Here is a 22,450-nt window from a genome sequence, read left to right on the forward strand (position 1 = left end):
CGTGACCCAAAAGTTTTTGAAAAAAAGCGACCTGACACGCACGTGAACAGGTCGAAGATGGCTTACCAGCCTAATTATCGCTAAGTAAGCGTTGAATTTTTTGTTGCAACTCGAGTGTCATCGCGAGCGATTTGCAGATAATCAAGACGTTGGCATCATCACCAAGCGTCCCAAAAATTTCTTCATAATGCATCGCTTCTATTAACGTTGCTAGCGCCGGCCCATTACCTGGCAACACCTTGATGAGCACGAACTTATCCTGGGTCGCATAAGACACATAGGCATCTTTCAGCGTTCGCTTCAGCTTCTTCTCGGTATCCATCTGTTTCTGCACCGGCATACTATAATGGTAACCGCCCGTTGCCGAGGGAACCTTGACCAGCTGCATATCCTTAATATCGCGCGAAATCGTTGCCTGCGTCACGTCGATATTTTCGGCACGTAACAGCTTGACAAAGTCTTCTTGTCGTTCAATTTCGTTCGAACTCAATAATCGTTTAATGTAGCGTTGGCGCTCTTGCTTCTTCACCCGATCACCCCCGGTAGCTATTCATACTTATTTAAACACATCATAAGCCAAATTGCATAAATATGAAAGTCCGGATTTAAAAATTAGGCTTTGTTCAACTGTTCGTAAGCAGCAGTCTGTGTTTTTTCGATTGAAACGGATGGTGCAACCCGTGGCGTTTCATCCGTGGCTTGTAGGTGAACCAAGAATTCGATATTCCCTTCACCACCCTTGATTGGTGAGAAATCAAGGCCTAAGACGTTGTAGCCATTTTCCTGGGCAAATGAAATAATATCCGTCAAAACGGCTTTGTGGACGGCGGGATCACGCACAATGCCGTGCTTTCCAACGTTCTCACGACCTGCTTCAAACTGTGGCTTAATCAATGCCACCACGGACCCACCAGTTTCAATAATCGCGTGCAGTGGTGGTAAGATCAAATGCAGCGAAATAAACGACACATCAATTGAGGCAAAGTTAGGCTGACCTTCCTTGAAGTCCGCTAACTTACTATACCGGAAATTGGTATGTTCCATGACCACTACTCGGGGATCTTGGCGCAATTTCCAGACCAACTGATTGCTACCAACATCGAGTGCATAACTCATTTTGGCACCATTTTGAAGTACGACGTCAGTAAAGCCACCAGTTGAAGAGCCAATGTCCAACACGGTCTTACCAGTCACATCAATTTCAAAGCTCTTGAGGGCTTTTTCTAACTTTAAGCCACCCCGAGAAACATAGGGCATCGGTTTGCCCTTCAAATGTAAGGCGGTGGCTACTGGGATCTTCATCCCAGGTTTGTCCAAGCGTTCTTCATTTACGCCCAGAATTTCACCGGCCATCACTGCCCGCTTGGCCTTTTCACGGGTATCAAATAACCCCTGTTGTACTAATAATACGTCAACTCGTTCTTTTTCCATCTAAATTAGTCCTTAATCTGTAAAATACGTCAAGAAAGCTGCTAACAGTGTCATTTCACGCCCACTGATTGCTTGCACTTGTTCCAAGGCCGCTTCAGCAGCCGCTACCGCCTGTTTCAGCGCCTGTTGCGCGCCATCGAGGCCTAACAAGCCCGGATAGGTGTTTTTATGCTCATCCGCATCCTTGTGCGTCGCCTTACCAAGTTCTTCAGGGGTACTGGTGACATCCAAAATATCATCAAAAATTTGAAATGCCAACCCATACGCATCCGCATACGCTAATAAGGGGTCTTGAATTGCCGTTGGTACTTCAGCTTGAATTAGTCCGGCTTGAACAGCATAGTGGATCATTGCCCCAGTCTTTTCACGATGCAGCTGTTGCAAAGCTGGTAACGCCAGATGACGTCCCGCACCCAGCACATCCGCAACCTGACCAGCCACCATTCCTTTTGGACCAGTCGCTTGGGCTAAAGCGAGCGTTTGTTGCGCAATCATGGTTGCCGGCAAGCCACTATCTGCGATCCATTCAAACGTCAGCGGCTGCAACGCATCACCGGCCAAAATCGCGACATCTTCACCAAACTTGACGTGATTAGTTGGTTCCCCACGGCGCAAGCGGTCATTGTCCATTGCTGGCAAATCATCGTGAATCAGCGAATAAGTATGCATTAATTCTACCGCCGTACTGGCACGCAAATGTGCTGGTGTAATTGTAACCCCAAAGACATCAAGGACGGCTAGTGTTAGTAGCGGCCGCAAGCGTTTGCCGCCCGCTAGTACTGAATAACGCATTGACGCTGCCAACGTTGGCCGGTCTGAGCAAGCCTGTAACTGTTGGTCCAAATACTGATTGATTCGAGGTCGCCATTCGGCTTCAAAGGCTGCCAATTGTTGCTTATTCATTGGCGTCAGCTTGCTCAAACGGGACTTCGTCACCATTTTCATCCATCATCTTAGTCAGTGTCTTTTCGGCACCTTCAAGGGTTGCTTGTAACTGCTTGCTCAGCGCAACCCCCTTTTGAAATTGATCCAAGGCTTGTTCCAACGGCACGTCACCTTGTTCTAATTGGTTAACGATCGTTTCTAATTGTGATAAATTTTGTTCAAAAGTAGGTTGTTCAGCCATTATTTTCCTCCATCAATCTTAGTAACTTGAGCTTCAGCTTCACCATCAGTCATATGAATCGTCACAGTTTGTTGCGGTTGCAACTGCTTGACGCCATGAATGACCTGGTCCTCAGCAGTGACGAACGCATAGCCACGGGTCATGATCTTCAACGGACTCAATAAATCTAATGATTGAACCGTCTGCGTTAGCTGTTGGCGCTTTTGCCGAAGGACTAACTGAGTACTCCGATTTAAGCGCTGCTCTAAATTGGCTAGTTGCGTCTGCGCTTGGCGAACTTGGTGAATGGGTGTCTGTTGCCGTAACTGCTGAAAGACGCGTTGATATTGTTGATTGGCGACATTCAACTGGTTTTGGCCCGCTTGTTTTAGGCGCTCGTTCAAGAAATCCAGTTTCTGCAAGTAGCCTTCATATAAGCGATTAGGCTGTGTGAAGACATACGAGGCCGTCAGCTTATTTAGGCGTTGCCGGTCACGCTGGACCAAGTTTTGAAACGCATTCAGCACCCGCGTCTGATCCTGCTTCAATTGTAGCAAGACATCATTGTATACCGGAACCGCCAGTTCTGCCGCAGCAGTCGGCGTTGCGGCGCGGACGTCCGCAACTAAATCCGCAATCGTCGTATCGGTTTCATGTCCGACCGATGAGATCACGGGTAATTGACTTTGGGCAATTGCGCGCGCCACGACTTCTTCATTGAACGGCCACAAATCTTCAATCGAACCACCACCACGCCCGATGATCAGGGTGTCAAAATCACCCTGGGCATTGGCACGTTCAATCTGTCGACTAATTTCGGCAGCCGCCGCGTCTCCTTGGACCTGGGCTGGAAATAGGACGATCTGCGCAATCGGAAACCGTCGCCGGGCCGTTGTGATAATATCTCGAATCACGGCCCCACTGCGACTTGTCACCACGGCAATTCGTTTTGGAAAACGCGGAAGCGGCTTTTTGGGCGCACTAAACAAGCCCTCAGCCGCTAATTTCTTTTTTAATTGTTCATAGGCTTGGTACAGCGCACCAACCCCATCTGGTTCCATTCGTTCAACGTAGATCTGATAACTACCACTCGGCTCATATAGTCCGATGCGGCCAACGACCAGCACCTTCATTCCTTCTTCAGGTTGAAACTTCACCTTGGCAAAGGCCGATTTAAACATAATGGCTGAAATCTTCGCATGGTCGTCTTTCAGACTGAAATACTGATGCGTATTCGGACGCGGCCGGTAGTTTGAAACTTCACCCGTCAGATAGACTTTGCCTAAATACGGGTCGACTTCAAATTTACGCTTGATATACTGTGTTAAAGCTGAAACCGTCAAATATTGTTGACTCTCACTCACGTACATCACTCCATTTTGCAAGTTCGACTGTCGTCTGCATCAACGTAGCAATCGTCATCGGGCCGACCCCACCAGGAACTGGCGTGATCAAGCCGGCGACCCCTTGTGCAGATTCAAAGTCGACGTCACCCACTAGTTTACCATTTTCATCACGGTCCATGCCAACATCAATAACCGTTGCGCCCGGCTTGATATCATCACCCGTAATTAAATGGGCAATCCCAGTCGCAACCACTAAGATATCAGCCGTACGGGCGACTGCTTTTAAATTCGCTGTTTTACTGTGGGCAATCGTTACCGTGGCGTTGGCATTCGTCAACAGTGCCGCCATCGGTTTGCCGACGATCGTACTACGACCAATCACCACCGCCGTCTTACCAGCCGGATCAACGCCATATTCATGAAGCATCGTCATGATACCGCGCGGGGTATTGGCAACGGGATAATTCCCAGGAAAGTTGGTCAGTAACTTACCAACATTACTTGGATGGAACCCATCCACATCTTTTTTAGGATCAATCGCCATGGTGATCAGTGGCTCATTGATTTGGGCGGGCAATGGTGACTGCACCAAAATCCCATGAATACTTTCATCAGCATTGTAGTCAGCAATAATCGCTAACAACTCCGCTTGCGTCGTCGTTGCCGGTAATTGCCGAACGACGGAATGCATCCCCAATTTAGTGGCTTTGCGATTCTTATTTCGCACATAGATTTGACTGGCTGCATCGTCCCCAACGATAATGACAGCAATCCCCGGTTGAATTCCTTGCGCAACTAAATCCGCGACCGCCGTTGCTGTCTGTGCATTAACCTTCTTTGCTACTGCTTTACCATCAATAATCTTCGTCACAAGTGCCACACTCCTCTTTCTCTGTCTGGTCTTATTTTAGCATATTCATTGCCTTGATTTATGACAGGTTTTCTAATAACTTATTAAAAAAAGTCTGGCAAACAGCCAGACTTTTACGGTAGAGCATAAGATTGTTCGGTTTTAGACTAATTGGCTTGATTTTTGACCACTTTGCCCAAGACACCACTCACGAATTTCCGTGACCGGTCATCACTGAACGCCTTGGCCAATTCAATTGCTTCGTTGACAGCGACCTTGGTCGGCACGTCGTCAACAAATTGCAATTCAAAGAACGCCATTCGTAAGATAATCAAATCCGTCTTAGCGAGGCGATCCAAGGACCACTTCTGACTAAGATAAGGTTGAATTTGAGCGTCTAATTCCGCTTGATGTTCACGAACACCAGTTACCAACGTGCTTAAATAAGCTGGAATCTCGATATCATCCGCTTCTTCAGGGTTGAGTAACTGTTGGAATAACTGATTTTCATCAGCGTCCGGGTTCGCATTTAACGCAAACAGCGCTTGAAATGCCTTTTCCCGGATTTCATGACGCGTTAAACTCACGATTCTTCACCATCTTCATTTTCATCGGCAGTGGTGTCTTCATCACCAAACAAGTTGTTTGGATCGATCGCACTTTCAGTCTTTTCAGTCACGATACCCGTGATATGCACGTTTACTTCGCTCAGTGCTAGGTCAGTCATGAATAAAATCTGTTGCTTGACCTTATCCTGAATCGCCAACGCCACTTTCGGCACTGACACACCATAGTCTAAGTAAGCATAAACGTCCACACTAATTTGTGAATCGACGATTGTCAGCTTGACACCCTTACCAAGATTTTTCTTGCGACCGAACAACTCATTTACACTGGAAGAAATCGTTCCACGCATCCGGTTGACGCCATCAATTTGACTTACGGCGATGCCAACGATGATTTCAAGCACTTCTGGTGCAATTTGAATTTGTCCTAAGCTGGGTTCTTTGGTTTGTAACGTAATGTTGCTACTGTCAGCCATTTTGACATTCCTCCAATTCCATGTTTGCCGGTATTAGTTCGTTGAAATTAAGCCCGTGAAACGTAAGTGGAATCAACGGTGTTGACGATCAACTTGTCGCCCGCCTTAACGAAGAATGGCACTTGAATGATCGCACCAGTTTCCAACGTTGCTGGCTTTGAACCACCAGAAGCCGTGTCACCCTTGATACCAGGTTCAGTTTCGGCAACTTCCAAAGTAACTGTGTTTGGTAAATCAATCCCTAACACTTCACCCTTGTAAAGCGTCACTTGAACTTCCATGTTTTCCTTCAAGAACTTCAATTCGTTTTGAATGTGGTCGCCAGGAATTTCGATTTGTTCGTAAGTTTCAGTATTCATGAAGACATAACTGTCACCATCGGCGTAAAGGTACTGCATCGTACTCTTTTCGATTGGGGCTTGTTCCATCCGAGCACCGGCACGGAATGTCTTGTCTTGAACCGCACCCGTCCGTAAGTTCTTAAGCTTCGAACGAACAAAGGCGCCACCCTTACCAGGCTTAACGTGCTGGAATTCCACGATGCGCCAAATTGCGTTGTCTACTTCAATGGTCAAACCATTTTTAAAATCTGCTGTTGAAATCATTTTAAAAAATCCTCCTCAAAGATATCTTTATAACTATAACAAGACCAGGCCGTTGTGGCAACTGTCTTAACTATAAAATCAGTAAATCACGAGTGGCCTGTGTCAGCCGTTCATGTCCGGTCGCAGTCACGAGCACGTCATCCTCGATGCGCATGCCACCCAAATCAGGGAAATAAACGCCGGGTTCAACGGTTACCACACTATTGGGCACTAGGACCCCGGTCGTGTTTTTAGAGATCAGTGGTCCTTCATGAATTGCTAAACCAATCCCGTGGCCCATCCCATGGTTGAATGCGGGACCGTAGCCAGCATCCGTCAAAAGTTGACGACCAACTGCATCTAGCTCAGCCGTCGCTGCACCAGCCTTCACCTGATCCACCACTGCCTGTTGCGCCGCTTGAACCGCTTGGTAAGCCGTTGCCAGTTTGGCATCCGGCGTTCCAAGCGCAAAGGTCCGGGTCATATCAGAAGTATAGCCATTTAGAAAATAGCCAAAGTCCAATGTAACCAGCTGCCCCGCCTTAAGCAGCGCATCCGAGGCCGTCCCGTGTGGCAACGCCGCTCGTGCGCCACCAAGCACGATGGTGGTGAAAGATGGCCCACTAGCGCCGTGTGTGCGCATAAAGGCATCTAGCAAGTTGCTGACATCAATCTCACGCATGCCAGGACGAACGATGCTGGTCACGTACTCAAAACCGGCATCCGCCAACTTAGCGCTAGCACGGAGCTTGGTCAGCTCATCAGGTTCCTTAGTGATGCGCAAATCGTCGACAACGTCTGGCAGTGCCACCAAGTCACTGACCAAGTTCTCATCCAAATAGCTGTAGGCTGAATATGGAATCTCCGCTTCAAATCCCATGACACCAGTGTGCGTCCGTTCAATAATATCACAAACGGCCCCCAGATAATCACGGGTAATGACTAAGTGCTGGTCATCATAACGGGTAGCAAATGCAGTCTGGTAACGGGCATCCGTCACCAGATAAGCGTCATTCGCCAACACTAGCAAGTAACCGTCACCGGCCATGTCTGCCATTCCAGTCAAATATTGCAGGTTCGCACCGCTAGAAACCAAGAATGCATCGATTTTCAGTGGATCAAACTGATTTTGTAACCGCTCAACTCGAGTTTTCATACTGTCACTCCCATCATAACCTCACGCTTCATTATACCAAACTTTCCAAAACCTGAAGCTAATGATTTCAATGGCGCATCCAGTCAACGGTAAAATTAGCACCGTCGCCACGTGAGCTTATGCGCTGGCGTCACAAAAAAAGAGCCTCCATGCAGAGGCTCTTCAAAAATTATTTTGCTGGGTAAACAGAAACTTGGCGTTTGTCGCGACCTTTGCGTTCAAAACGAACGACACCGTCAGCCATTGCAAATAATGTATCGTCGCCACCACGGCCAACGTTTACACCTGGGTAAATATGGGTTCCGCGTTGACGATAAAGAATGTTCCCATTCTTAACAGTTTGGCCGTCAGCCCGCTTGGCACCTAAACGCCGACCAGCTGAATCCCGACCGTTGGCAGTTGAACCGCCACCTTTATGGTGAGAGAAGAATTGCAAGTTCATTAACATAGTAAAGTCCACCTCCGAATGTGGTTATCGTGTTTGTTCGCGAACTTGGATGTAATCACCGTAGTTCGCGGCCACATCGTTCAAACCAAGTGTGAAACTCGCCAGTAACGTTTGTAATTGGGTATTCGCCAAGTCAAGCTTGGTAAAATCCACAATCAACAAACCACCATTGGTTTCATCACTTTGCACTGCGGGTTGTAAGTGGGCAACTTGTTCAATCCCATTGATCGTACTAATTGCTAACACCGAAACCGCCGCACAAACGATGTCTTGTCCATAAGCACCTGAATCAGCATGTCCCGTTAACTTAAAAGCGGTCACCTGACCGGTCGCATTACGGGAAATGGTTGCCTGAATCATAAAGGAATGCCTACTTTCTTAATTATGCATTAATTGTGTCGATCGTTACCTTAGTGTATGGTTGGCGATGACCCTTCTTAGTATGTTGGCCTTTCTTAGCCTTGTACTTGAAAGTAACCACTTTACGGCCACGGCCCTGCTTTTCAACAGTACCTTCAACCGTCGCACCATCAACAGTAGGTGTTCCAACCTTAGTTGTGTCGCCACCAACAAAGACAACTTGATCAAAAGTTACCTTGTCGCCAGCAGCAGCGTCAAGCTTTTCAACGTAAATTGCTTGGCCTGCTTCAACTTTATATTGTTTACCACCAGTTACAATAATTGCGTACACGTTTGTGCACCTCCTTAAATTATGAATCACTTAGACTCGCCGAATGTAAGTGCCATTGCTGAACTTAAGACTCAATCCGTGCGGTTGTAGCTGTAGAAGTCCACAAATACAACAGGAAAATATTATCAAATTTCCATTCAATAGTCAAGCAATGATTTTATTTGACAAAAAAATCAGTAAAACTGGTATTACTCATCGTCATTAAATGATGCATCTTTTTGATACACTTCGTCAAATAATGTGGCGTATAGATCATGTCATTTTCCAGCCAGTCCGTAATCAACCCGACTGTCGCAGAAACATAATAAGCGATTTGGATGCTGACCGGCACTTCCAAATCTGCAAATTGCGCTTCAAATTGATGATAAAATTTGTCCATCCAAGTCGTCATCTGCTGGTTGATGCGCTGGTTCACCGCTAACTGCCGTTGATGGAGCAAGAGGGTCTCGAAGGCTTCTGCATGCTGACTAATATAGCCCAATGCTTTCGATAGCGACAGCACCTGCACACGTTGCAACGGATCGATTGGATTAGTCATAATATCTCCGACCGACACCGTGACCATCGCCGTCTCAAACAGTTCCGTGACCAAATCATCGAGGGCCTGATCAACAAAGGCGGGTTTGTCCTTATAATGAAGGTAAAAAGTTCCGCGCGTCACTGACGCCGTACTGGTCAGCTTTTGCACAGAGATGTTCTCCACTGATTCTGTTTGTAACAAGGTAATTAATGCTTTTCTTAGTCGGCGCCGAGTTTTATCGACGCGCGGGTCAACTTCATGGCTCATGTTTACTTCCCTACTTTCATTTCATAACTAATATAACATTAATTACTAAGAGCGTCTAACAGTTACTGATTACCCGGACAAAAAGTTTAATTACGTCTAACATCAGACGGAATATCAAGGCAAGCGCCACTATCCTAGGGAAGGCAAGCTTGCCGACATAGCGGGCTTTGACCGTCCTCTACTGGTAACTTCTCACCCATTTCATCGCACCTTGATCCATAATCAGGCACCATAAGCATCGCTGTAAAGGATTTTATCTTGACAACCAGGTAAAATAACCGGTATACTAATAATGCAATTTTTAGGAAAAGTCTGGCTTTTCCTGTTAATTCGGTTGCAATGTACACTATTCTTGTTTAATATAGTCGTTATTGGACTAATCAAAGGAGGGACATCTCTTATGACTGTTGTTGCAAAACCATATAACACCTGGGCAGCACGTCGGCCAGTTGCAGGCAAGCAAAAGCGCGTTCGTCGCGAAAAAGAAATTGCTGCTATCCAACGTTGGGCTGCCGGCAAGACTGACACCATCGAAAAAGCACCAAAACTTAAGTAATTAAAAAAAGAACTGCTCATTACGATGAGCAGTTCTTTTTTTAATTTGATTGTATAATACCGATGTGCGTAAGAATCCCCGTTGACTAACGGTCATTACGGGAAGCAGTGAAATGCTTACTGCTTGCATTCTCTTTGGCAACAAAGTTTGAATAATATTGGACGCCACCAGCGATGGCGATGATACCGACAATTGCAACTACTGAACCCATAAGAATTCTCCTTCCTTGTTACATGATTATTATCGTTTTGTTACAGCAATATTTCAAGCGAAACAAATCGGTTTAATGCTTTTTTTGCATTTCTTTAACTTTTCTTAATGGTTGTTGGTTAATTTCCCTTTTTTAGTCTCGTTTTAGCTTGGATTTTTAAGTCATTTATTTTCGTGTAATCACCGACATTGTGACTGTCATTAAAGGGTTTATACCCGGGCGTTTTTCTGAAAATGATCTGTCTTAGCCGAAAAAAATTTAAGTCCTACGATCAACAGCGTTTTTATCGGCAAAATTCTCCACGTGATTCAATTGAGCTGATGTGCTTACTTTTTATTAACACAGTTCTGTTACAAATATTACAATTCAACAATATAAGTTTGGTGTATTCGCTAGAATCGAAACTATTTCTGAACGACTGATGCTAGCTCTTAATTCGTCCTGCGAACAGCATGCCTGCCGGAAGACAGTTTTCTGTCGTGTCAAAATTACGTCCACATCCCAAAATAGCCGTCAATATCAAATTGACCTAGTGACCATTGACCATATTTTGCTTGCAGTTGCCAGCAACGTCGATGACACAAATAATTTTCTTATCCTGCTGACCAGTCATTCTAAAAACAAAATAAGACGTCAATTTATGTGCACATTTTGTGCACGTTTTTTCAATAATTGCAGTTTTTAAAGACACACGAAAAATCAGGAACCCTGTTAAACATTGATTTAACGGGATTCCTGATTTTTTATTTTGCACCAATAGCTTCTAATATGTCACGAGTGAGACTTGAACTCACAACCCTCCGCTTAGAAGGCGGATGCTCTATCCAGTTGAGCTACCGTGACAACAACAAGATTAATTATAGTTAAGTTGTGGAAGTGTGTCAATTTATTATTTAAACATTGAAAAAAATCCAGCTACTGACAAATAACCAGGGTGAATTTTCCAGTTGAGGAAACTTTAATTAGGATGGAAATACACCAACCAAGGAGGAAACTTTTTTATGACACAAGACGAAAAAACTATCAACTTTATTGTAAGCTCTGCTACAGTGATATTCAGTGCGATAATTGGCAACGCTTATCCCGACGTCCCACAATGGGTGAGCTGCGCAATCGAGATTTGGATCCTCGCGTTCTTGTCTTTTGTCGTAAACCATCATCAAGTTGCCTTCGACCCAATTAAACAGCTAGATACGACCGTCTCGTGGACAATAGTACCATCATTGATCGCCATAGCTATTCTTATCGGAGACACGTCACTAGTTACTAATACACCAGTCCAACCTTTATTCAAAATCATGAGTTTGACGCTTTCTTCAATGCTAGTGGCGTATATGGGCGACATTGGAAGCAAGTAAACCTGAACTGACTCATCCCAACTAACATTCGCTGACCCAACAATCCAAGTGCATCGTGACCACCCCACCGACCAACGGGATTAAAATAGGCTTATTAATGGACCTCAGGGGGGCGTTCACCAATGTTAATCCGTCATGGCATCAGCAGCAACATCTATCTCAATGACACGCTCACGTTTATCCAACAAGGGCGCGCAACGTTTGAATTTCACAACAATTTACTGGTCGCACAACGACACTACCGACTGACGATACTAGCCTACCGCGCGTTTAACCAGTTTTATGCCGCGGAAAAGCAACGCGCGGAACAGTTGCTCGATTGATTCTACGATCAAATCAGCGCTCGCATCAGGGTCAAATAGTGCGTATAATATGACCTGAGGTGAACTGTATTGAAACTTGAAGCAATTGCCGGTAACGTGGCCCACGCCATCAAAGACCGTTCAACTGACACGCCGTTCGTACTAGCGGTGGAGTTTACGGACAAAGACTCTAAAGGAAAATCTGCGACTGGTTGCGTGATTGCGCGGATGCCTGATCACCAACACTATACCATTACCAGCAACGATTTCCGTTACATGGACGCCGGTAAAGACATTCTAGCCGAGGAATTAGGTGCGTTCTTTGAATGTGATGACGACCTTGACCAGCGACAAACATTGATTGACCGTGTCAACGAGCTGGTGGCCCAAGATCCAGATAACGACGCCGAATTGATTACGGCAGACTAAAAACAACCTAGTTACGTGAATGCTCGCGTAATTAGGTTGTTTTTTAATAGTGATCTGCTTGTCGTTGCTGATTAACTTGATTTTTAGCCGTAAACGCAGCCTGAATCTCGTCTTGCGCAAAGCCGAAGTCCACTAGCCCAATCTTCAAGAAAACGTGCCAAGCGTGCCGATAGCTCTCTTGACGATGATTGAAATAAGCATCATAGACCAAATGTTTAATGGCTAAGTATTGCTTATTCAAATCGGTGGCAGGCTTTGCTGCGATTTCCTGTAATTGCTCAGCGGTCAGTGGGATGAGATGGGTCCACTGCTGAATCGCTGAGACGAGGAAGAAGAAATCCATCGCGTCGACGTATTCGTTTAAGAGTGTCTCGCGATGCGTCTTATCCGGATCAGCTTTGCCACGGTGAATTTTCCACACCTTGAACCACTCCGATGTATTGGCCATTTCTGCCAATTCCACATCGAGTGAGACCATCGCATTTTGTAGCCGTTCTTCTGGCCGCCAATGAATTTGTTGTCGGGCCGTGATATCACGGTCGAGACGAATAGATTGCTGTAACAATGTCGTTAATTCTAGCATCAAAATCCCCCATGCTTAAGCAAATACTAATGGATCCGCTTTTATTTCAAGTGAATCGATATTATCTAGATACCAGTCGCGCATAAACCCAAAGTGTAAGAGCACGTCGAACCATGATACCGTTTGGTCAGGATCATGCACCGTCAATACCCACTTAGGGCTCGCACCGGCGTCAGCCGCATCAAAAATGTCGACTGTTAGCCCGGCCCGTAATTCGATCTGCGCGCCATGGCCCTGCTGTGAGTTCTGCAACATATAATCATTTTCAGCCGCACTCACAAACAGCTTGTCAACGATTGCTTGGTCCAGGTCTGCCGCCCGTAGTTCATACTTAGCTGCATTGGCGACATCGAGAATATTAAAGTCAACGTTGAAACCGAAATCATCCTGTAAACAGTGACCAAACTTAATCAGTGTCGACAAGACCGTATTGATCTGATCAATACCCGTCCCCTTCAACAATAATTTATTAATAAATAAATTGGTGAACGCCGTACTATTGAAACGCAATAAGCGCCGTTCTAGATTAATATAGAAGAGTTGTTCGCCGGTCGTTTGTTCCCGGTAGTAAGCGCCACCATTCCCCGTTGCGACAACTTGATACAAGAACGTATAGTCATCGGTCAAAGCGCTGTAGACGTGGTATAACGCTTCAGTATGGCGTTGTGAGTTGAGAACGGCCTGTTCATCACCGTGCATCCCCAGTAAACGACTCATAAAAATCAGGTAGTAATCCGCATTCTGATACTGATGCGGGAATGTCACGTAGGCCGTATCCAGCTTAAAATCAGCTAACGTTTGGGCAGCCGCCAACAAAGTTTCCCCATCGGTCGTGTCGATCAATTGGTCCATCAAAGCCGTGAACCGTTCCCCGTTTGCTAAACCTTTCTTGAGGCCTTCATTAAAGGTACTCAGCTTGCCATGGGTGCTTAATGTCGCTGTATCGATTTGTGTGTCTGTATTATTCGCCATCAGCCGCTACCTGCGCCTTCCCAATCAGCGTTGTCAAGTAGTCCACGTAAAGACTACGGTTGCGCTCATTAAAATTCTTGAAACTCTTAAAGGCGTTTTCAATCGCTTGCTTTTCGTAAGCCAAAATCGTATCTTCCTTGGATAACGTCAAAATTTTAGCTTCGTTATCTTTCATGGTTGCGTGCGCATTATTCGCCTGTTCATCTTCGTCCGCTAACTTAGTCAACTGGTCAATGATCTGTTGGCGTTCTTCCTTGATGCGGCCTGAATCAAAGAGCGAGTTGCGCTGACCATTTTCCTTTAATTGTTTGCGCAACTCATCTTTTTGGGCATCACGGTCAGACTGGGCATCAATTAGCTTTTGCAGTTGGTCGCTGCCGGCTGAGATTTGTTGAATCCGGTCCGTATTGAACCGTTTATGTGCCGGTGCCAGTTCAAAGGTCTTTTCAAGTTTGTTATATTCTTCGGAGCTGAATTCAAACGCAACTTTTAACACGTTCAGCTTACCGAAGCGACGCCGATCCCACCAATTCCCAAAGTAGATCTGAAATTCCCCAAGTTGGGTCTCTTCATAGTAGAAAAATGGGTACTCGTGTGCTAGATAATCAATTAACTTGGTGCTCAAATAGTGACTGATTGCCGGATAAACGTCCGTAATTAAATCGACTTGGGCGTTACGGGTTGGATCCGGTTCCTCGTTAAGTAAGGCTTGGTGATAATGGTCACCATCGATCAATTCATAGATCAACCGGTCGTCACCAGCCGTTATTGCTTGGCGCACCGTGGTTACATAGTCTAACTTTTGTTGAAGTCGCTTCGTAAGCGCGCGCGTTGGTTGATCTTGTTTTTCAAGATCAGGCTGATTTTGTTTTTCCATAATAATCTCCTTGCAATCAATAATAATTGGATACTTGCTGAATTGCACTGCTATTCTTAATGTTACCGAAAATTAACCGATTAATAAAGGTCAACCCGACTAATTTACTAATTTTATAACAAAAACGGCTAGTTCGCCATTGAAGGTGCCCTAACCGTCTCATTTTAATCTAAATTAATCGCTTAGTACAATTCCATGTACTGATCGCGTTCCCATTCGCTAACTTGTTGACGATATGATGCCCATTCAAGTCGTTTAGCTTCCAAGAAACTCTGATAGATGTGTGGTCCTAACGCCTTCTTCATCGTTGGGTCCGTCTGGAATTCCTTCAGCGCGTTGTGTAAGGTCGATGGTAAATCGGCGATGCCGGCAGCGGCACGTTCATCCTCATCCATCACATAAATGTTACGGTCAACACTCTTTGGTGGTTCGATGCCATTCTTGATACCATCCAAGCCAGCTTCCAATACGGCTGCAAAGGCCAAGTATGGGTTGGTTGAGGCATCAACACTCCGTAATTCCAAACGAGTGGATAAGCCACGCGCACTAGGAATCCGAATCATTGGTGACCGGTTTGAAGCGGACCAAGCCACGTAAACGGGTGCTTCATAACCTGGCACTAACCGTTTGTATGAGTTGACCGTTGGGTTGGTAACCGCCGTATAAGAACGGGCATGCTTCATTAAACCGCCTAAGAAGTGGTAAGCGTCAGATGACAATTCTAAGCCACTCTTATCGCTAGCATCATAGAAAGCATTGCCTTGGTCATGGAATAAGGACATGTTGACGTGCATCCCAGAGCCGTTAACACCATTCAATGGTTTCGGCATGAAGGTTGCCCAGAGGTTATATTTACGGGCAATCGTCTTCACGACCAGTTTGAAGGTCTGAATATGATCCGCCGCTGACAACGCATCCGCATACTTGAAATCAATTTCATGTTGGCCCGGCGCCACTTCATGATGACTGGCTTCCACATTGAAGCCGAGACGTTCGAGTTCAAGCGCGATATCACGCCGGCAATTTTCACCTAAGTCCATTGGTGATAAGTCGAAGTAACTCCCCTTATCATTCAATTCAGTCGTTGGTTCACCCTTTTCATTCATCTTGAAAAGGAAGAATTCTGGCTCAGTCCCACAATTAAACGACGTATAACCCGCTTCACGCATGTCGTTCAAGACCCGAATCAAGTTGTTCCGCGGATCGCCTTCAAACGGTTTGCGGTCAGCTGTATAAACTTCACAGATAATCCGTGCAATTTTACCATGTTCCGTGTTCCAAGGCATGATCAACCAAGTTGATAAGTCTGGATAGAGGTACATGTCACTTTCTTCAATACGAACAAACCCGTCAATGGATGAACCGTCAAACATCAACTTGTTATCCAAGAGTTTGTCGAGTTGTGAAACTGGAACTTCAACGTTCTTGATCGTGCCGAATAAATCGGTAAACATCAACCGCAAGAAATTAACGTTCTCTTCTTTGACGATGCGGCGAATATCGTCTTTCGTGTAGGACTGTTTTGCCATGAAAATCGCTCCTTAAATTGATTGACTAACGGATGCAAATACCTTTAGTGTGCCGGGTAATTTGGGCCCTTATCGGACTGCAATCGACCGAGATTCAGGAATTCGTCTTGAAGGATCCGGCGAACGTCGCGATCCGTTAGTGGTTTCGCCAAGTCAGCTTGCTTTTGTTCAGCACGCTGCTGTTGGAGCGCATAGAGTTCCTTAATACCTGCCATGTTAATGCCATCTGCTAAATAATCCTTGATTTCAAGTAAGCGATCAACATCATTTAACGAAAACATCCGTCGGTTACCGGCGTTGCGTTCTGGCGTAATCAAATCTTGTTCCTCGTAATAGCGAATTTGGCGTGCAGATAAATTGGTCAACTTCATAACCGTACCAATCGGCAAGACAGCTAACGAGCGACGCAGTTCCTTTTCCTTCATAACGACCCTCCTCTTTAATACAGACTTAATAATATCAATGTTATTATTGAATGTCAATCAATCATGTTAGAAAATATCACATGTTTTTATCTTAGGTATACCAATTTATAATTAGCTTAACCAACTAGCCAGCCGTTGGTCGATTGACGCCCGTAATTCGGGGTGTTCCAATAAGTCGACCCAATCGACGGTCATCTTGTTGCGGAACCAGGTCAATTGGCGTTTAGCGTACCGCCGCGAATCTTGTTTGATGGCCGCAATGGTCGCGTCACGTGATTGCGTGCCGGCAAAATATGGGAACCACTCGTGGTAGCCGATGCCCTTACCCGCTGGCAAGTCCCCACCCCCCTGGTCGTACAGCCAACGCGCTTCCGCTTCTAGACCAACATTCAGCATTAAATCGACTCGCTGATTGATTCGGTCATAGAGCAGCGATCGTTCCGCCGTCAGACAGAGTGTGTATGCGTCGAGCGTTTCAGTAGCGGTGTCAGCTTGAGCCGAAAACAGTTGGCCGGTCGTATGCAGATACTCCAGCGCCCGCACGACCCGAACCAGATTAGCAGGTGCAATCGCTGCCGCCGCTTGGGGGTCCCGTTGATTCAAGGCATCCCAGACCGCCTGATTGCCGGCATTGGCTGCACGGTCAAACCATTGCTGGCGATACGCCATATCGGGCGCATTGTCGTTGGGTCCGAACTGATACCCTGCCAAGAGTGACTGTAAGTAAAAACCGGTACCGCCAACGATGATTGGCAGTTTTCCCCGGGCAGTGATGTCATTGATCAGTGCCGTGGCGCGGCTCACGAACTCGGCGACCGTAAAGCGTTGATCAACCGTTTTAATATCGATCAAGTAGTGCGGAATGCCCGCACGTTCGTCAGGCATGATTTTGGCCGTCCCAATGTCCAGATGCCGATAAACTTGCATCGAGTCACCGGAGATAATTTCGCCATTCAATTGCTTTGCGAGCGCCAGTGAAAGCGCCGTTTTGCCGACCGCGGTCGGTCCAGCGATCAAAAGAACTTTATGTTTAGGTATTGTGGCCACGTCTCTAACCTCCTTGAACTTGTTGCCGAATTTGGCGTGCCAACCCAGGATAATCCGTAATCAGGCCGGCAAAGCGATGGCGGTAACAAAAACGCATATCACGAGCCGTATTGACCGTCCATGGTCGTAATTGGACTTTGGGTAACAGAAACCAATGAAAGCGAACCCAGCGCATATCCGGATGATAACCCAAGACAATGTGCTGCGCGTGCAATCGTTTGGCCGTTTGAACTTTAGCCTTGAAGAGACTGTCGGATTCTACTTCTGGTTGCAAGATGTGCAGGCGCTCGATCGACTTACCATAAAAGCTTGAATAAACCAAAGTAAATGGGACGGAATGGTGTTTGAAATAATCTGCGACTAAATCTTCAATGCCGTCATAATGGATCTTATTTGTTTTGATCTCGAGATTAAAAATACCGGTAAACTGGCGCTCAATCAGGAGCTGAACGACTTCATCCAAGGTTGGAATCCGTGTTCCGACATAGGCCAGATCGTATTTGACACCAGCATCGAGTTGTTTTAATTCCGCCAGTGTCAAGTCTTTGATATACCCGATCCCAGTGGTCGTACGGTCGACTTGTTCATCGTGCATAATGATGAGATGCCCGTCTCGCGACAAGTGCACGTCCGTTTCGATACCATCCGCACCATCTTCCAGCGCCGCAATAAACGCTGGTAGCGTATTTTCAGGACGGGTCCCCTTACTCCCACGATGGGCAATAATCTTAGTCAGCATCTTTTTTCACCCCACATTTATAAAATTTAGTTTGAATTGATTGCTATCTTCACGCAAAACAAGCATAATAAAACTAACAATTGCTAGGAGGTTTAACTAATGAAATCATTTACTCGTGGCTTCTTATTCGGAGTTGTTGCAACTGCCGGCGCTGTGATTGGTTCTGTCTTATCATTTAAGAAACAAGTGGTAGACCCAATCGAAGACCAAGAAAACAAATTCGAAGAAAACCGTAAAAAGGCTTTGCGCAAGAGTCGCTCTGCTCACAACGGTTAATTAACTAAAAAATGGTGGCTGAACAAGTTGTTGTTCTAGCCGCCATTTTTTAATACTTCGCTTTTTTCGTCTTGCCTTCCCAACGTGCATATCCGGGTTTTAAAATGTATAGCTGTGAATAACCATTTTTAGCTAAAGTTACCACCGCCCGTGTGCTTAACGTGTGGGTCTGGTCATAAACGTAGATTGGCATGTCCTTACGAAGCTCGCCCATCCGGACCTTCAAACTATTGAACGGAATGTTACGTGCCCCCAAGATATGACCAGCGTCAAAATCTTTCTTTTCACGCAAATCAATGACTTGGGCCTTCCGCATCCCAGCTTGAAATTCAGCTTCGTCCAGCATCGTTGAAACTTGCCGGCGCCGAATATAACTATATAACTCATAAATAAAGTAGGCTGCAATTATGATAACTAACACAATGTTAACATAAGTCAGACCGCTTACTGCACCTAAAACCACGTTATCCCTCCTAATTTCCACTTACCTATTTTACACAAAACCGCTTACTTTTACTAGGGGTAAGCGGGAAATGCGTTGATTAAACCGTTACCAATCATTTCGTATAGTGCTTTGTTCTACTGGTAGGCACAACAGTCCTCTGGTCGGAACGATTAAACTGACTACGCATTGTGCTAGTTAATTTGTCATGATTCATGGTTAGATCATGCCAAATTGGCGTCCGGTTCGTCAGCCGGCCCCTCCAGTCGGGAAGCCACTCGAATGGCGGATGAACGGCCACCTATCTTGGTACAATTGACCGCTGAACGTTAAGTGGCTGGTCCTTTAGGCAAATTTTAATCGGTATCGATGATGCTTAATGGCATTTAAGTACTGCGAGGGTTACCTGAATATTTTTCAAAAATCCCAATGGACACTAGTCTTGAATTTAGTCCCCGAATTTAGTCAATAAACTCACCTGTGCATACAATTCTGGGACTTTGCTATCTCAGGCGACTAGAGAAAAAATCTCACATTTTCAGTGAGGACGCGTGTTCGGAGCATTAAATCATGGGTCAGGAAGCTTGGTTATTGTTAGAACTAGTCTGACAGTTGAATGTCAAAATGGCCTTGTACCGTGAAAACAACGACTAATCAAAAAAAGGTTGGGTTCACACATGTCTGCCTTTCGAATAGGGTCCCGGCTGGAAGGTATTCTGGGCAAGGCCAAGTGGTGAAATTTCACTTAGCAAGCGTTTTTGGCTTGGTTAGTGAAAGACCAGTATTTAAGACGTGGGTTGTCGGCTTAAATCTGTGTCCACCACGTTCCGGCCATTGCCCAGAATGCCTGGAGGCCGGCCTAGGACGTCTCCACAACAGCAAGTTTACGCTAAGTCGCACTTTTTCCAGCGGGTCTTAGCTGGCAGTTCTTGAACTTATAAAATGGCATGATCTAACCATCTTTAGGGCTAAAGAATAACTAACACAACGCGTAACTGACTACTGCGATATTACGAATTACGCCATGGGTTTCTGCGTGAATTCAAATCGATGTTCGGCTATGTTCCGGCTATTGTCAGCCAGCCCCAGAATTCGGACTAAGGCGCGCACCGGCTGACAAACAGTGAACCAAACAATTGGTATGATTTAATCATCGCGCCACTAAAAAAACAACTAGCACAACGCGTTACGCATTGGCTACTTTTGGCCTTAATAACTAGCGCGTTGGGGTTATCTTTATTGCTCAACGGTCAGCAGTCGAACTCATTGCGCTGCCGGCTGAATGAGCTGGACTTCTGTACCACGAATCCGCAATCCCTGATCATTCGTCAACCGCGTCACGTGCGACCCAGTCTGCCGTTCCCAGTCCGTAATTAAACTTGGTAAATTAGGATTAAGTTGACAATGAGCGTCATAATGCGGGTAAATGCGAATTGGGGTCGCATTGATGGCCGGCGCGTGCGTCAGCTGTTCCGTATTATCTTCTGGATACAGTTACGTATACAAGTCCAGATCCGGGCCCAACAGAATGGCACCGGCACTAATGCCATAAAATGGTTTACCAGCAAGTGCTAACTGCCTGAATCGCGTCAGCAGGTTCATCTTACGTAAATTGCTTAGCAACAAAAATTCGTAGCCACCATTCAAAACAATTGCATCCGCCGTCTCCAATGTCGCCAAATCATCCGTCAACACATCTAACAGCGTCACGTGTTCAAATCCGAGTTGCTGGATCGTTCGTTGTAAAGCTTGCATCTGGGGATGGCGTTTTCCTTCTGTAACGGAATTGACGATAATCACAATCGTCGCATTCGGCTTGACTAGAGCTAAAAAAGCATCCGTTATGGCCTGATTGCACAATGCACGTGAAGATAATAATAAATTTGCCATTGGTAACCACCTCCGTTTTTCACGCAGCTCGCATCACTGGTCGAACTGCAGCCATGTTCCTTCAGCGCGACACGATCAAATCAGAAATTAGCACAAGTAATCCTGACTAGTTTCAAAAAAAGAAGCCACTGACGATATGTTCAGGGCTTCTTTTTAACCAGATATTTAGCTTAAATAAACCGTTGTGCTAATGAACCGGCGCCAATCACACCAGCATCGTTACCTAAAACGGCCAACTTCAAGATGGTCGTATCACGAATGGTTGGGAAAGTGAATTGCTTGAAGTAATCAACCACTTGGTTTAACAAGAAGTCACCGGTAGCTGAAACGCCACCACCAATGATAATTGAAGATGGGTTCATCGTGTTACCAACGTTGGCTAAGGCCAATCCTAAGTAATATGAGACACGGTCAACGACCCGCTTAGCTAAGACGTCGCCTTCCTTGGCTAAGTCAAAGGTGATTTTAGAACTGATTTCTTCACCGTTATCTAAGAGTTGCTTCAACTTAGAGTCACCAGAGAATTCTTCAGCCATGTCACGTGCAACGTGGACAACACCAGTCGCAGAAGCGTATTGTTCGAGACAACCCTTCTTACCACAAGTACACATGTAACCATTTGGTTCAACGGTCACGTGGCCGATTTCACCAGCGCCACCGGCAATCCCGTGAAGTAAACGGCCATCAGCGATGATTCCGCCACCAACACCAGTACCAAGTGTCACGAAGACCACGTCGCTACCATTTTCGCCAGCGCCCTTCCAGCGTTCACCTAAAGCAGCCACGTTGGCGTCATTGTCCAAAGTGAACTTGATACCAGTTCCCTTTTCAATCTGTTCCTTGACTGGTTGTAAAGTCTTCCAGTTCAAGTTGTAGGCACCGATAACCGTTCCCTTTTCCAAGTCGACCGTTCCGGGTGTTCCCATCCCGATACCGATAAATTGTGAGCGGTCCATCTTGTATAAATCGATGTGGTGGTTGATTGAATCGATGATGTTCGGCACGATGTGTGAACCTTCATCCAAAATCGTGGTTTCAATGCTCCACTTTTGTTGAATATCGCCATTTTCCGTTAAAATAGCAAACTTAGTTGTCGTCCCACCAAGGTCGACTCCGATTAACTTACGATCCATGCTGCTAAATCCCTCCATTAGTCCTGCGCCGTGTCTTCACGGGCGCGTTCTGCTTCTATCCGGTGCTCATGACTCAATACGAGTTTGACGCGGGCATACAGCTTCGGGTCGATCACACCGGCCTGATAAAGATGATCAATCTCGATGGCCATTAGTTCGATGTCCCAAATACGTTTGCCCACGTACACGTACACGCCAAATTTTTTAAGTAATTGTTGGACGTCGTAAAGTGTTTTCATGT

General features: G+C 45.9%; 31 protein-coding genes, 1 tRNA gene and 1 other annotated feature. Of the genes, 5 read left to right on the forward strand and 27 right to left on the reverse strand.

Annotated elements, in window-relative coordinates; translation table 11 throughout:
- Positions 1 to 70 precede the first annotated feature (70 nt).
- The 14 genes from KGF65_RS06720 to KGF65_RS06785 all read right to left on the reverse strand — a co-directional run bounded on the left by KGF65_RS06720 (position 71) and on the right by KGF65_RS06785 (position 9,440).
- On the reverse strand, positions 71 to 529 hold the full coding sequence (locus KGF65_RS06720; protein ID WP_021336444.1) for an arginine repressor: 459 nt from the start codon (positions 527 to 529) through the stop codon (positions 71 to 73).
- A gap of 83 nt (positions 530 to 612) precedes the next feature.
- Positions 613 to 1,431 carry a TlyA family RNA methyltransferase gene (locus tag KGF65_RS06725; RefSeq protein ID WP_050338777.1) on the reverse strand — a complete coding sequence of 273 codons (819 nt, stop codon included), beginning with the start codon at positions 1,429 to 1,431 and terminating at the stop codon, positions 613 to 615.
- 12 nt (positions 1,432 to 1,443) lie between these two features.
- Positions 1,444 to 2,334, reverse strand: coding sequence for a polyprenyl synthetase family protein (locus KGF65_RS06730; protein WP_216748053.1), 891 nt, complete (start codon positions 2,332 to 2,334; stop codon positions 1,444 to 1,446).
- Positions 2,327 to 2,557 (reverse strand): exodeoxyribonuclease VII small subunit, encoded by a 231-nt coding sequence (locus KGF65_RS06735; protein WP_003638601.1) that lies wholly within the window; start codon positions 2,555 to 2,557, stop codon positions 2,327 to 2,329. Before KGF65_RS06735 ends, KGF65_RS06730 begins: the two co-directional genes overlap by 8 nt.
- Positions 2,557 to 3,900, reverse strand: a complete 1,344-nt coding sequence (gene xseA, locus KGF65_RS06740) for an exodeoxyribonuclease VII large subunit (RefSeq protein ID WP_105920913.1) — start codon at positions 3,898 to 3,900, stop codon at positions 2,557 to 2,559. The genes KGF65_RS06735 and xseA overlap by 1 nt, the downstream gene beginning before the upstream one ends.
- Complete coding sequence (locus KGF65_RS06745; RefSeq protein ID WP_050338780.1) at positions 3,893 to 4,753, reverse strand: bifunctional 5,10-methylenetetrahydrofolate dehydrogenase/5,10-methenyltetrahydrofolate cyclohydrolase; 861 nt, start codon at positions 4,751 to 4,753, stop codon at positions 3,893 to 3,895. Before KGF65_RS06745 ends, xseA begins: the two co-directional genes overlap by 8 nt.
- A 146-nt stretch (positions 4,754 to 4,899) precedes the next feature.
- On the reverse strand, positions 4,900 to 5,319 hold the full coding sequence (gene nusB, locus KGF65_RS06750) for a transcription antitermination factor NusB (RefSeq protein ID WP_003638598.1): 420 nt from the start codon (positions 5,317 to 5,319) through the stop codon (positions 4,900 to 4,902).
- Complete coding sequence (locus KGF65_RS06755) at positions 5,316 to 5,774, reverse strand: Asp23/Gls24 family envelope stress response protein (protein WP_003638597.1); 459 nt, start codon at positions 5,772 to 5,774, stop codon at positions 5,316 to 5,318. Before KGF65_RS06755 ends, nusB begins: the two co-directional genes overlap by 4 nt.
- 47 nt (positions 5,775 to 5,821) lie before the next feature.
- A complete protein-coding gene (gene efp / locus KGF65_RS06760; RefSeq protein ID WP_003638596.1) occupies positions 5,822 to 6,379 on the reverse strand; it encodes an elongation factor P in 558 nt (185 codons plus the stop codon).
- A gap of 70 nt (positions 6,380 to 6,449) precedes the next feature.
- Positions 6,450 to 7,514 carry a Xaa-Pro peptidase family protein gene (locus tag KGF65_RS06765; RefSeq protein ID WP_105923919.1) on the reverse strand — a complete coding sequence of 355 codons (1,065 nt, stop codon included), beginning with the start codon at positions 7,512 to 7,514 and terminating at the stop codon, positions 6,450 to 6,452.
- A 169-nt stretch (positions 7,515 to 7,683) separates the two neighbouring features.
- Positions 7,684 to 7,962 carry a 50S ribosomal protein L27 gene (gene rpmA, locus KGF65_RS06770; protein WP_003638594.1) on the reverse strand — a complete coding sequence of 93 codons (279 nt, stop codon included), beginning with the start codon at positions 7,960 to 7,962 and terminating at the stop codon, positions 7,684 to 7,686.
- A 24-nt stretch (positions 7,963 to 7,986) separates the two neighbouring features.
- Positions 7,987 to 8,322, reverse strand: coding sequence for a ribosomal-processing cysteine protease Prp (locus KGF65_RS06775; RefSeq protein ID WP_105923920.1), 336 nt, complete (start codon positions 8,320 to 8,322; stop codon positions 7,987 to 7,989).
- Between the two features lie 22 nt (positions 8,323 to 8,344).
- A complete protein-coding gene (gene rplU, locus KGF65_RS06780; RefSeq protein ID WP_003638592.1) occupies positions 8,345 to 8,653 on the reverse strand; it encodes a 50S ribosomal protein L21 in 309 nt (102 codons plus the stop codon).
- Positions 8,654 to 8,675: 22 nt separating this feature from the next.
- Positions 8,676 to 8,749, reverse strand: a sequence feature (ribosomal protein L21 leader region).
- Positions 8,750 to 8,810: 61 nt separating this feature from the next.
- Entirely contained in the window at positions 8,811 to 9,440 is a 630-nt protein-coding gene (locus KGF65_RS06785; protein ID WP_216748054.1) for a TetR/AcrR family transcriptional regulator, read from the reverse strand.
- 400 nt (positions 9,441 to 9,840) lie between these two features.
- On the opposite strand from KGF65_RS06785, the gene KGF65_RS06790 reads away from it, so the two are divergent.
- Positions 9,841 to 9,996 carry a hypothetical protein gene (locus KGF65_RS06790; protein ID WP_003638590.1) on the forward strand — a complete coding sequence of 52 codons (156 nt, stop codon included), beginning with the start codon at positions 9,841 to 9,843 and terminating at the stop codon, positions 9,994 to 9,996.
- An 85-nt stretch (positions 9,997 to 10,081) separates the two neighbouring features.
- Here the strand turns inward: KGF65_RS06790 and KGF65_RS17265 are convergent, their stop codons facing one another.
- Together KGF65_RS17265 and KGF65_RS06795 are read right to left on the reverse strand one after the other, a co-directional pair.
- A complete protein-coding gene (locus KGF65_RS17265) occupies positions 10,082 to 10,207 on the reverse strand; it encodes a hypothetical protein (RefSeq protein WP_021336442.1) in 126 nt (41 codons plus the stop codon).
- A gap of 769 nt (positions 10,208 to 10,976) precedes the next feature.
- Positions 10,977 to 11,050: transfer RNA gene (locus tag KGF65_RS06795), tRNA-Arg, on the reverse strand.
- 158 nt (positions 11,051 to 11,208) lie between these two features.
- On the opposite strand from KGF65_RS06795, the gene KGF65_RS06800 reads away from it, so the two are divergent.
- From KGF65_RS06800 to KGF65_RS06810, 3 genes are all read left to right on the forward strand, one after another.
- On the forward strand, positions 11,209 to 11,565 hold the full coding sequence (locus KGF65_RS06800; RefSeq protein ID WP_050338783.1) for a hypothetical protein: 357 nt from the start codon (positions 11,209 to 11,211) through the stop codon (positions 11,563 to 11,565).
- Between the two features lie 122 nt (positions 11,566 to 11,687).
- On the forward strand, positions 11,688 to 11,888 hold the full coding sequence (locus KGF65_RS06805; RefSeq protein WP_101873605.1) for a hypothetical protein: 201 nt from the start codon (positions 11,688 to 11,690) through the stop codon (positions 11,886 to 11,888).
- 69 nt (positions 11,889 to 11,957) lie between these two features.
- Positions 11,958 to 12,296 carry a hypothetical protein gene (locus KGF65_RS06810; RefSeq protein WP_105923922.1) on the forward strand — a complete coding sequence of 113 codons (339 nt, stop codon included), beginning with the start codon at positions 11,958 to 11,960 and terminating at the stop codon, positions 12,294 to 12,296.
- A gap of 43 nt (positions 12,297 to 12,339) precedes the next feature.
- On the opposite strand, the gene KGF65_RS06815 is transcribed toward KGF65_RS06810, so the two are convergent.
- From KGF65_RS06815 to KGF65_RS06845, 7 genes are all read right to left on the reverse strand, one after another.
- Positions 12,340 to 12,879, reverse strand: a complete 540-nt coding sequence (locus KGF65_RS06815) for a dUTP diphosphatase (protein WP_105923923.1) — start codon at positions 12,877 to 12,879, stop codon at positions 12,340 to 12,342.
- Between the two features lie 15 nt (positions 12,880 to 12,894).
- On the reverse strand, positions 12,895 to 13,851 hold the full coding sequence (locus tag KGF65_RS06820) for a hypothetical protein (RefSeq protein ID WP_105923924.1): 957 nt from the start codon (positions 13,849 to 13,851) through the stop codon (positions 12,895 to 12,897).
- Entirely contained in the window at positions 13,841 to 14,728 is an 888-nt protein-coding gene (locus KGF65_RS06825) for an exonuclease SbcC (RefSeq protein WP_216748055.1), read from the reverse strand. Before KGF65_RS06825 ends, KGF65_RS06820 begins: the two co-directional genes overlap by 11 nt.
- A 182-nt stretch (positions 14,729 to 14,910) precedes the next feature.
- Positions 14,911 to 16,257 (reverse strand): type I glutamate--ammonia ligase, encoded by a 1,347-nt coding sequence (gene glnA, locus KGF65_RS06830; protein ID WP_050338789.1) that lies wholly within the window; start codon positions 16,255 to 16,257, stop codon positions 14,911 to 14,913.
- 44 nt (positions 16,258 to 16,301) lie between these two features.
- On the reverse strand, positions 16,302 to 16,682 hold the full coding sequence (locus KGF65_RS06835; protein WP_021336435.1) for a MerR family transcriptional regulator: 381 nt from the start codon (positions 16,680 to 16,682) through the stop codon (positions 16,302 to 16,304).
- Positions 16,683 to 16,793: 111 nt separating this feature from the next.
- A complete protein-coding gene (gene miaA / locus KGF65_RS06840; protein WP_216748056.1) occupies positions 16,794 to 17,729 on the reverse strand; it encodes a tRNA (adenosine(37)-N6)-dimethylallyltransferase MiaA in 936 nt (311 codons plus the stop codon).
- A 4-nt stretch (positions 17,730 to 17,733) separates the two neighbouring features.
- The gene (locus tag KGF65_RS06845; protein ID WP_216748057.1) at positions 17,734 to 18,468 is read right to left on the reverse strand and encodes a glycerophosphodiester phosphodiesterase; all 735 of its coding nucleotides are present in this window, start codon (positions 18,466 to 18,468) and stop codon (positions 17,734 to 17,736) included.
- A 99-nt stretch (positions 18,469 to 18,567) separates the two neighbouring features.
- Between KGF65_RS06845 and KGF65_RS06850 the strand changes: the two genes are divergently transcribed.
- Positions 18,568 to 18,744, forward strand: a complete 177-nt coding sequence (locus tag KGF65_RS06850; protein WP_003638579.1) for a DUF3042 family protein — start codon at positions 18,568 to 18,570, stop codon at positions 18,742 to 18,744.
- 49 nt (positions 18,745 to 18,793) lie between these two features.
- Here the strand turns inward: KGF65_RS06850 and KGF65_RS06855 are convergent, their stop codons facing one another.
- From KGF65_RS06855 to KGF65_RS06870, 4 genes are all read right to left on the reverse strand, one after another.
- A complete protein-coding gene (locus KGF65_RS06855) occupies positions 18,794 to 19,207 on the reverse strand; it encodes a rhodanese-like domain-containing protein (RefSeq protein ID WP_003638578.1) in 414 nt (137 codons plus the stop codon).
- A gap of 1,473 nt (positions 19,208 to 20,680) precedes the next feature.
- Positions 20,681 to 21,076 carry a Type 1 glutamine amidotransferase-like domain-containing protein gene (locus tag KGF65_RS17000; protein ID WP_253954362.1) on the reverse strand — a complete coding sequence of 132 codons (396 nt, stop codon included), beginning with the start codon at positions 21,074 to 21,076 and terminating at the stop codon, positions 20,681 to 20,683.
- A gap of 170 nt (positions 21,077 to 21,246) precedes the next feature.
- Complete coding sequence (locus tag KGF65_RS06865) at positions 21,247 to 22,209, reverse strand: ROK family glucokinase (protein WP_216748058.1); 963 nt, start codon at positions 22,207 to 22,209, stop codon at positions 21,247 to 21,249.
- A gap of 17 nt (positions 22,210 to 22,226) precedes the next feature.
- Entirely contained in the window at positions 22,227 to 22,448 is a 222-nt protein-coding gene (locus tag KGF65_RS06870) for a YqgQ family protein (RefSeq protein ID WP_003638576.1), read from the reverse strand.
- Positions 22,449 to 22,450 lie beyond the last annotated feature (2 nt).

It is taken from the genome of Lactiplantibacillus sp. 30.2.29 (assembly GCF_018991255.1).
Taxonomy (GTDB): Bacteria; Bacillota; Bacilli; order Lactobacillales; family Lactobacillaceae; genus Lactiplantibacillus; species Lactiplantibacillus pentosus.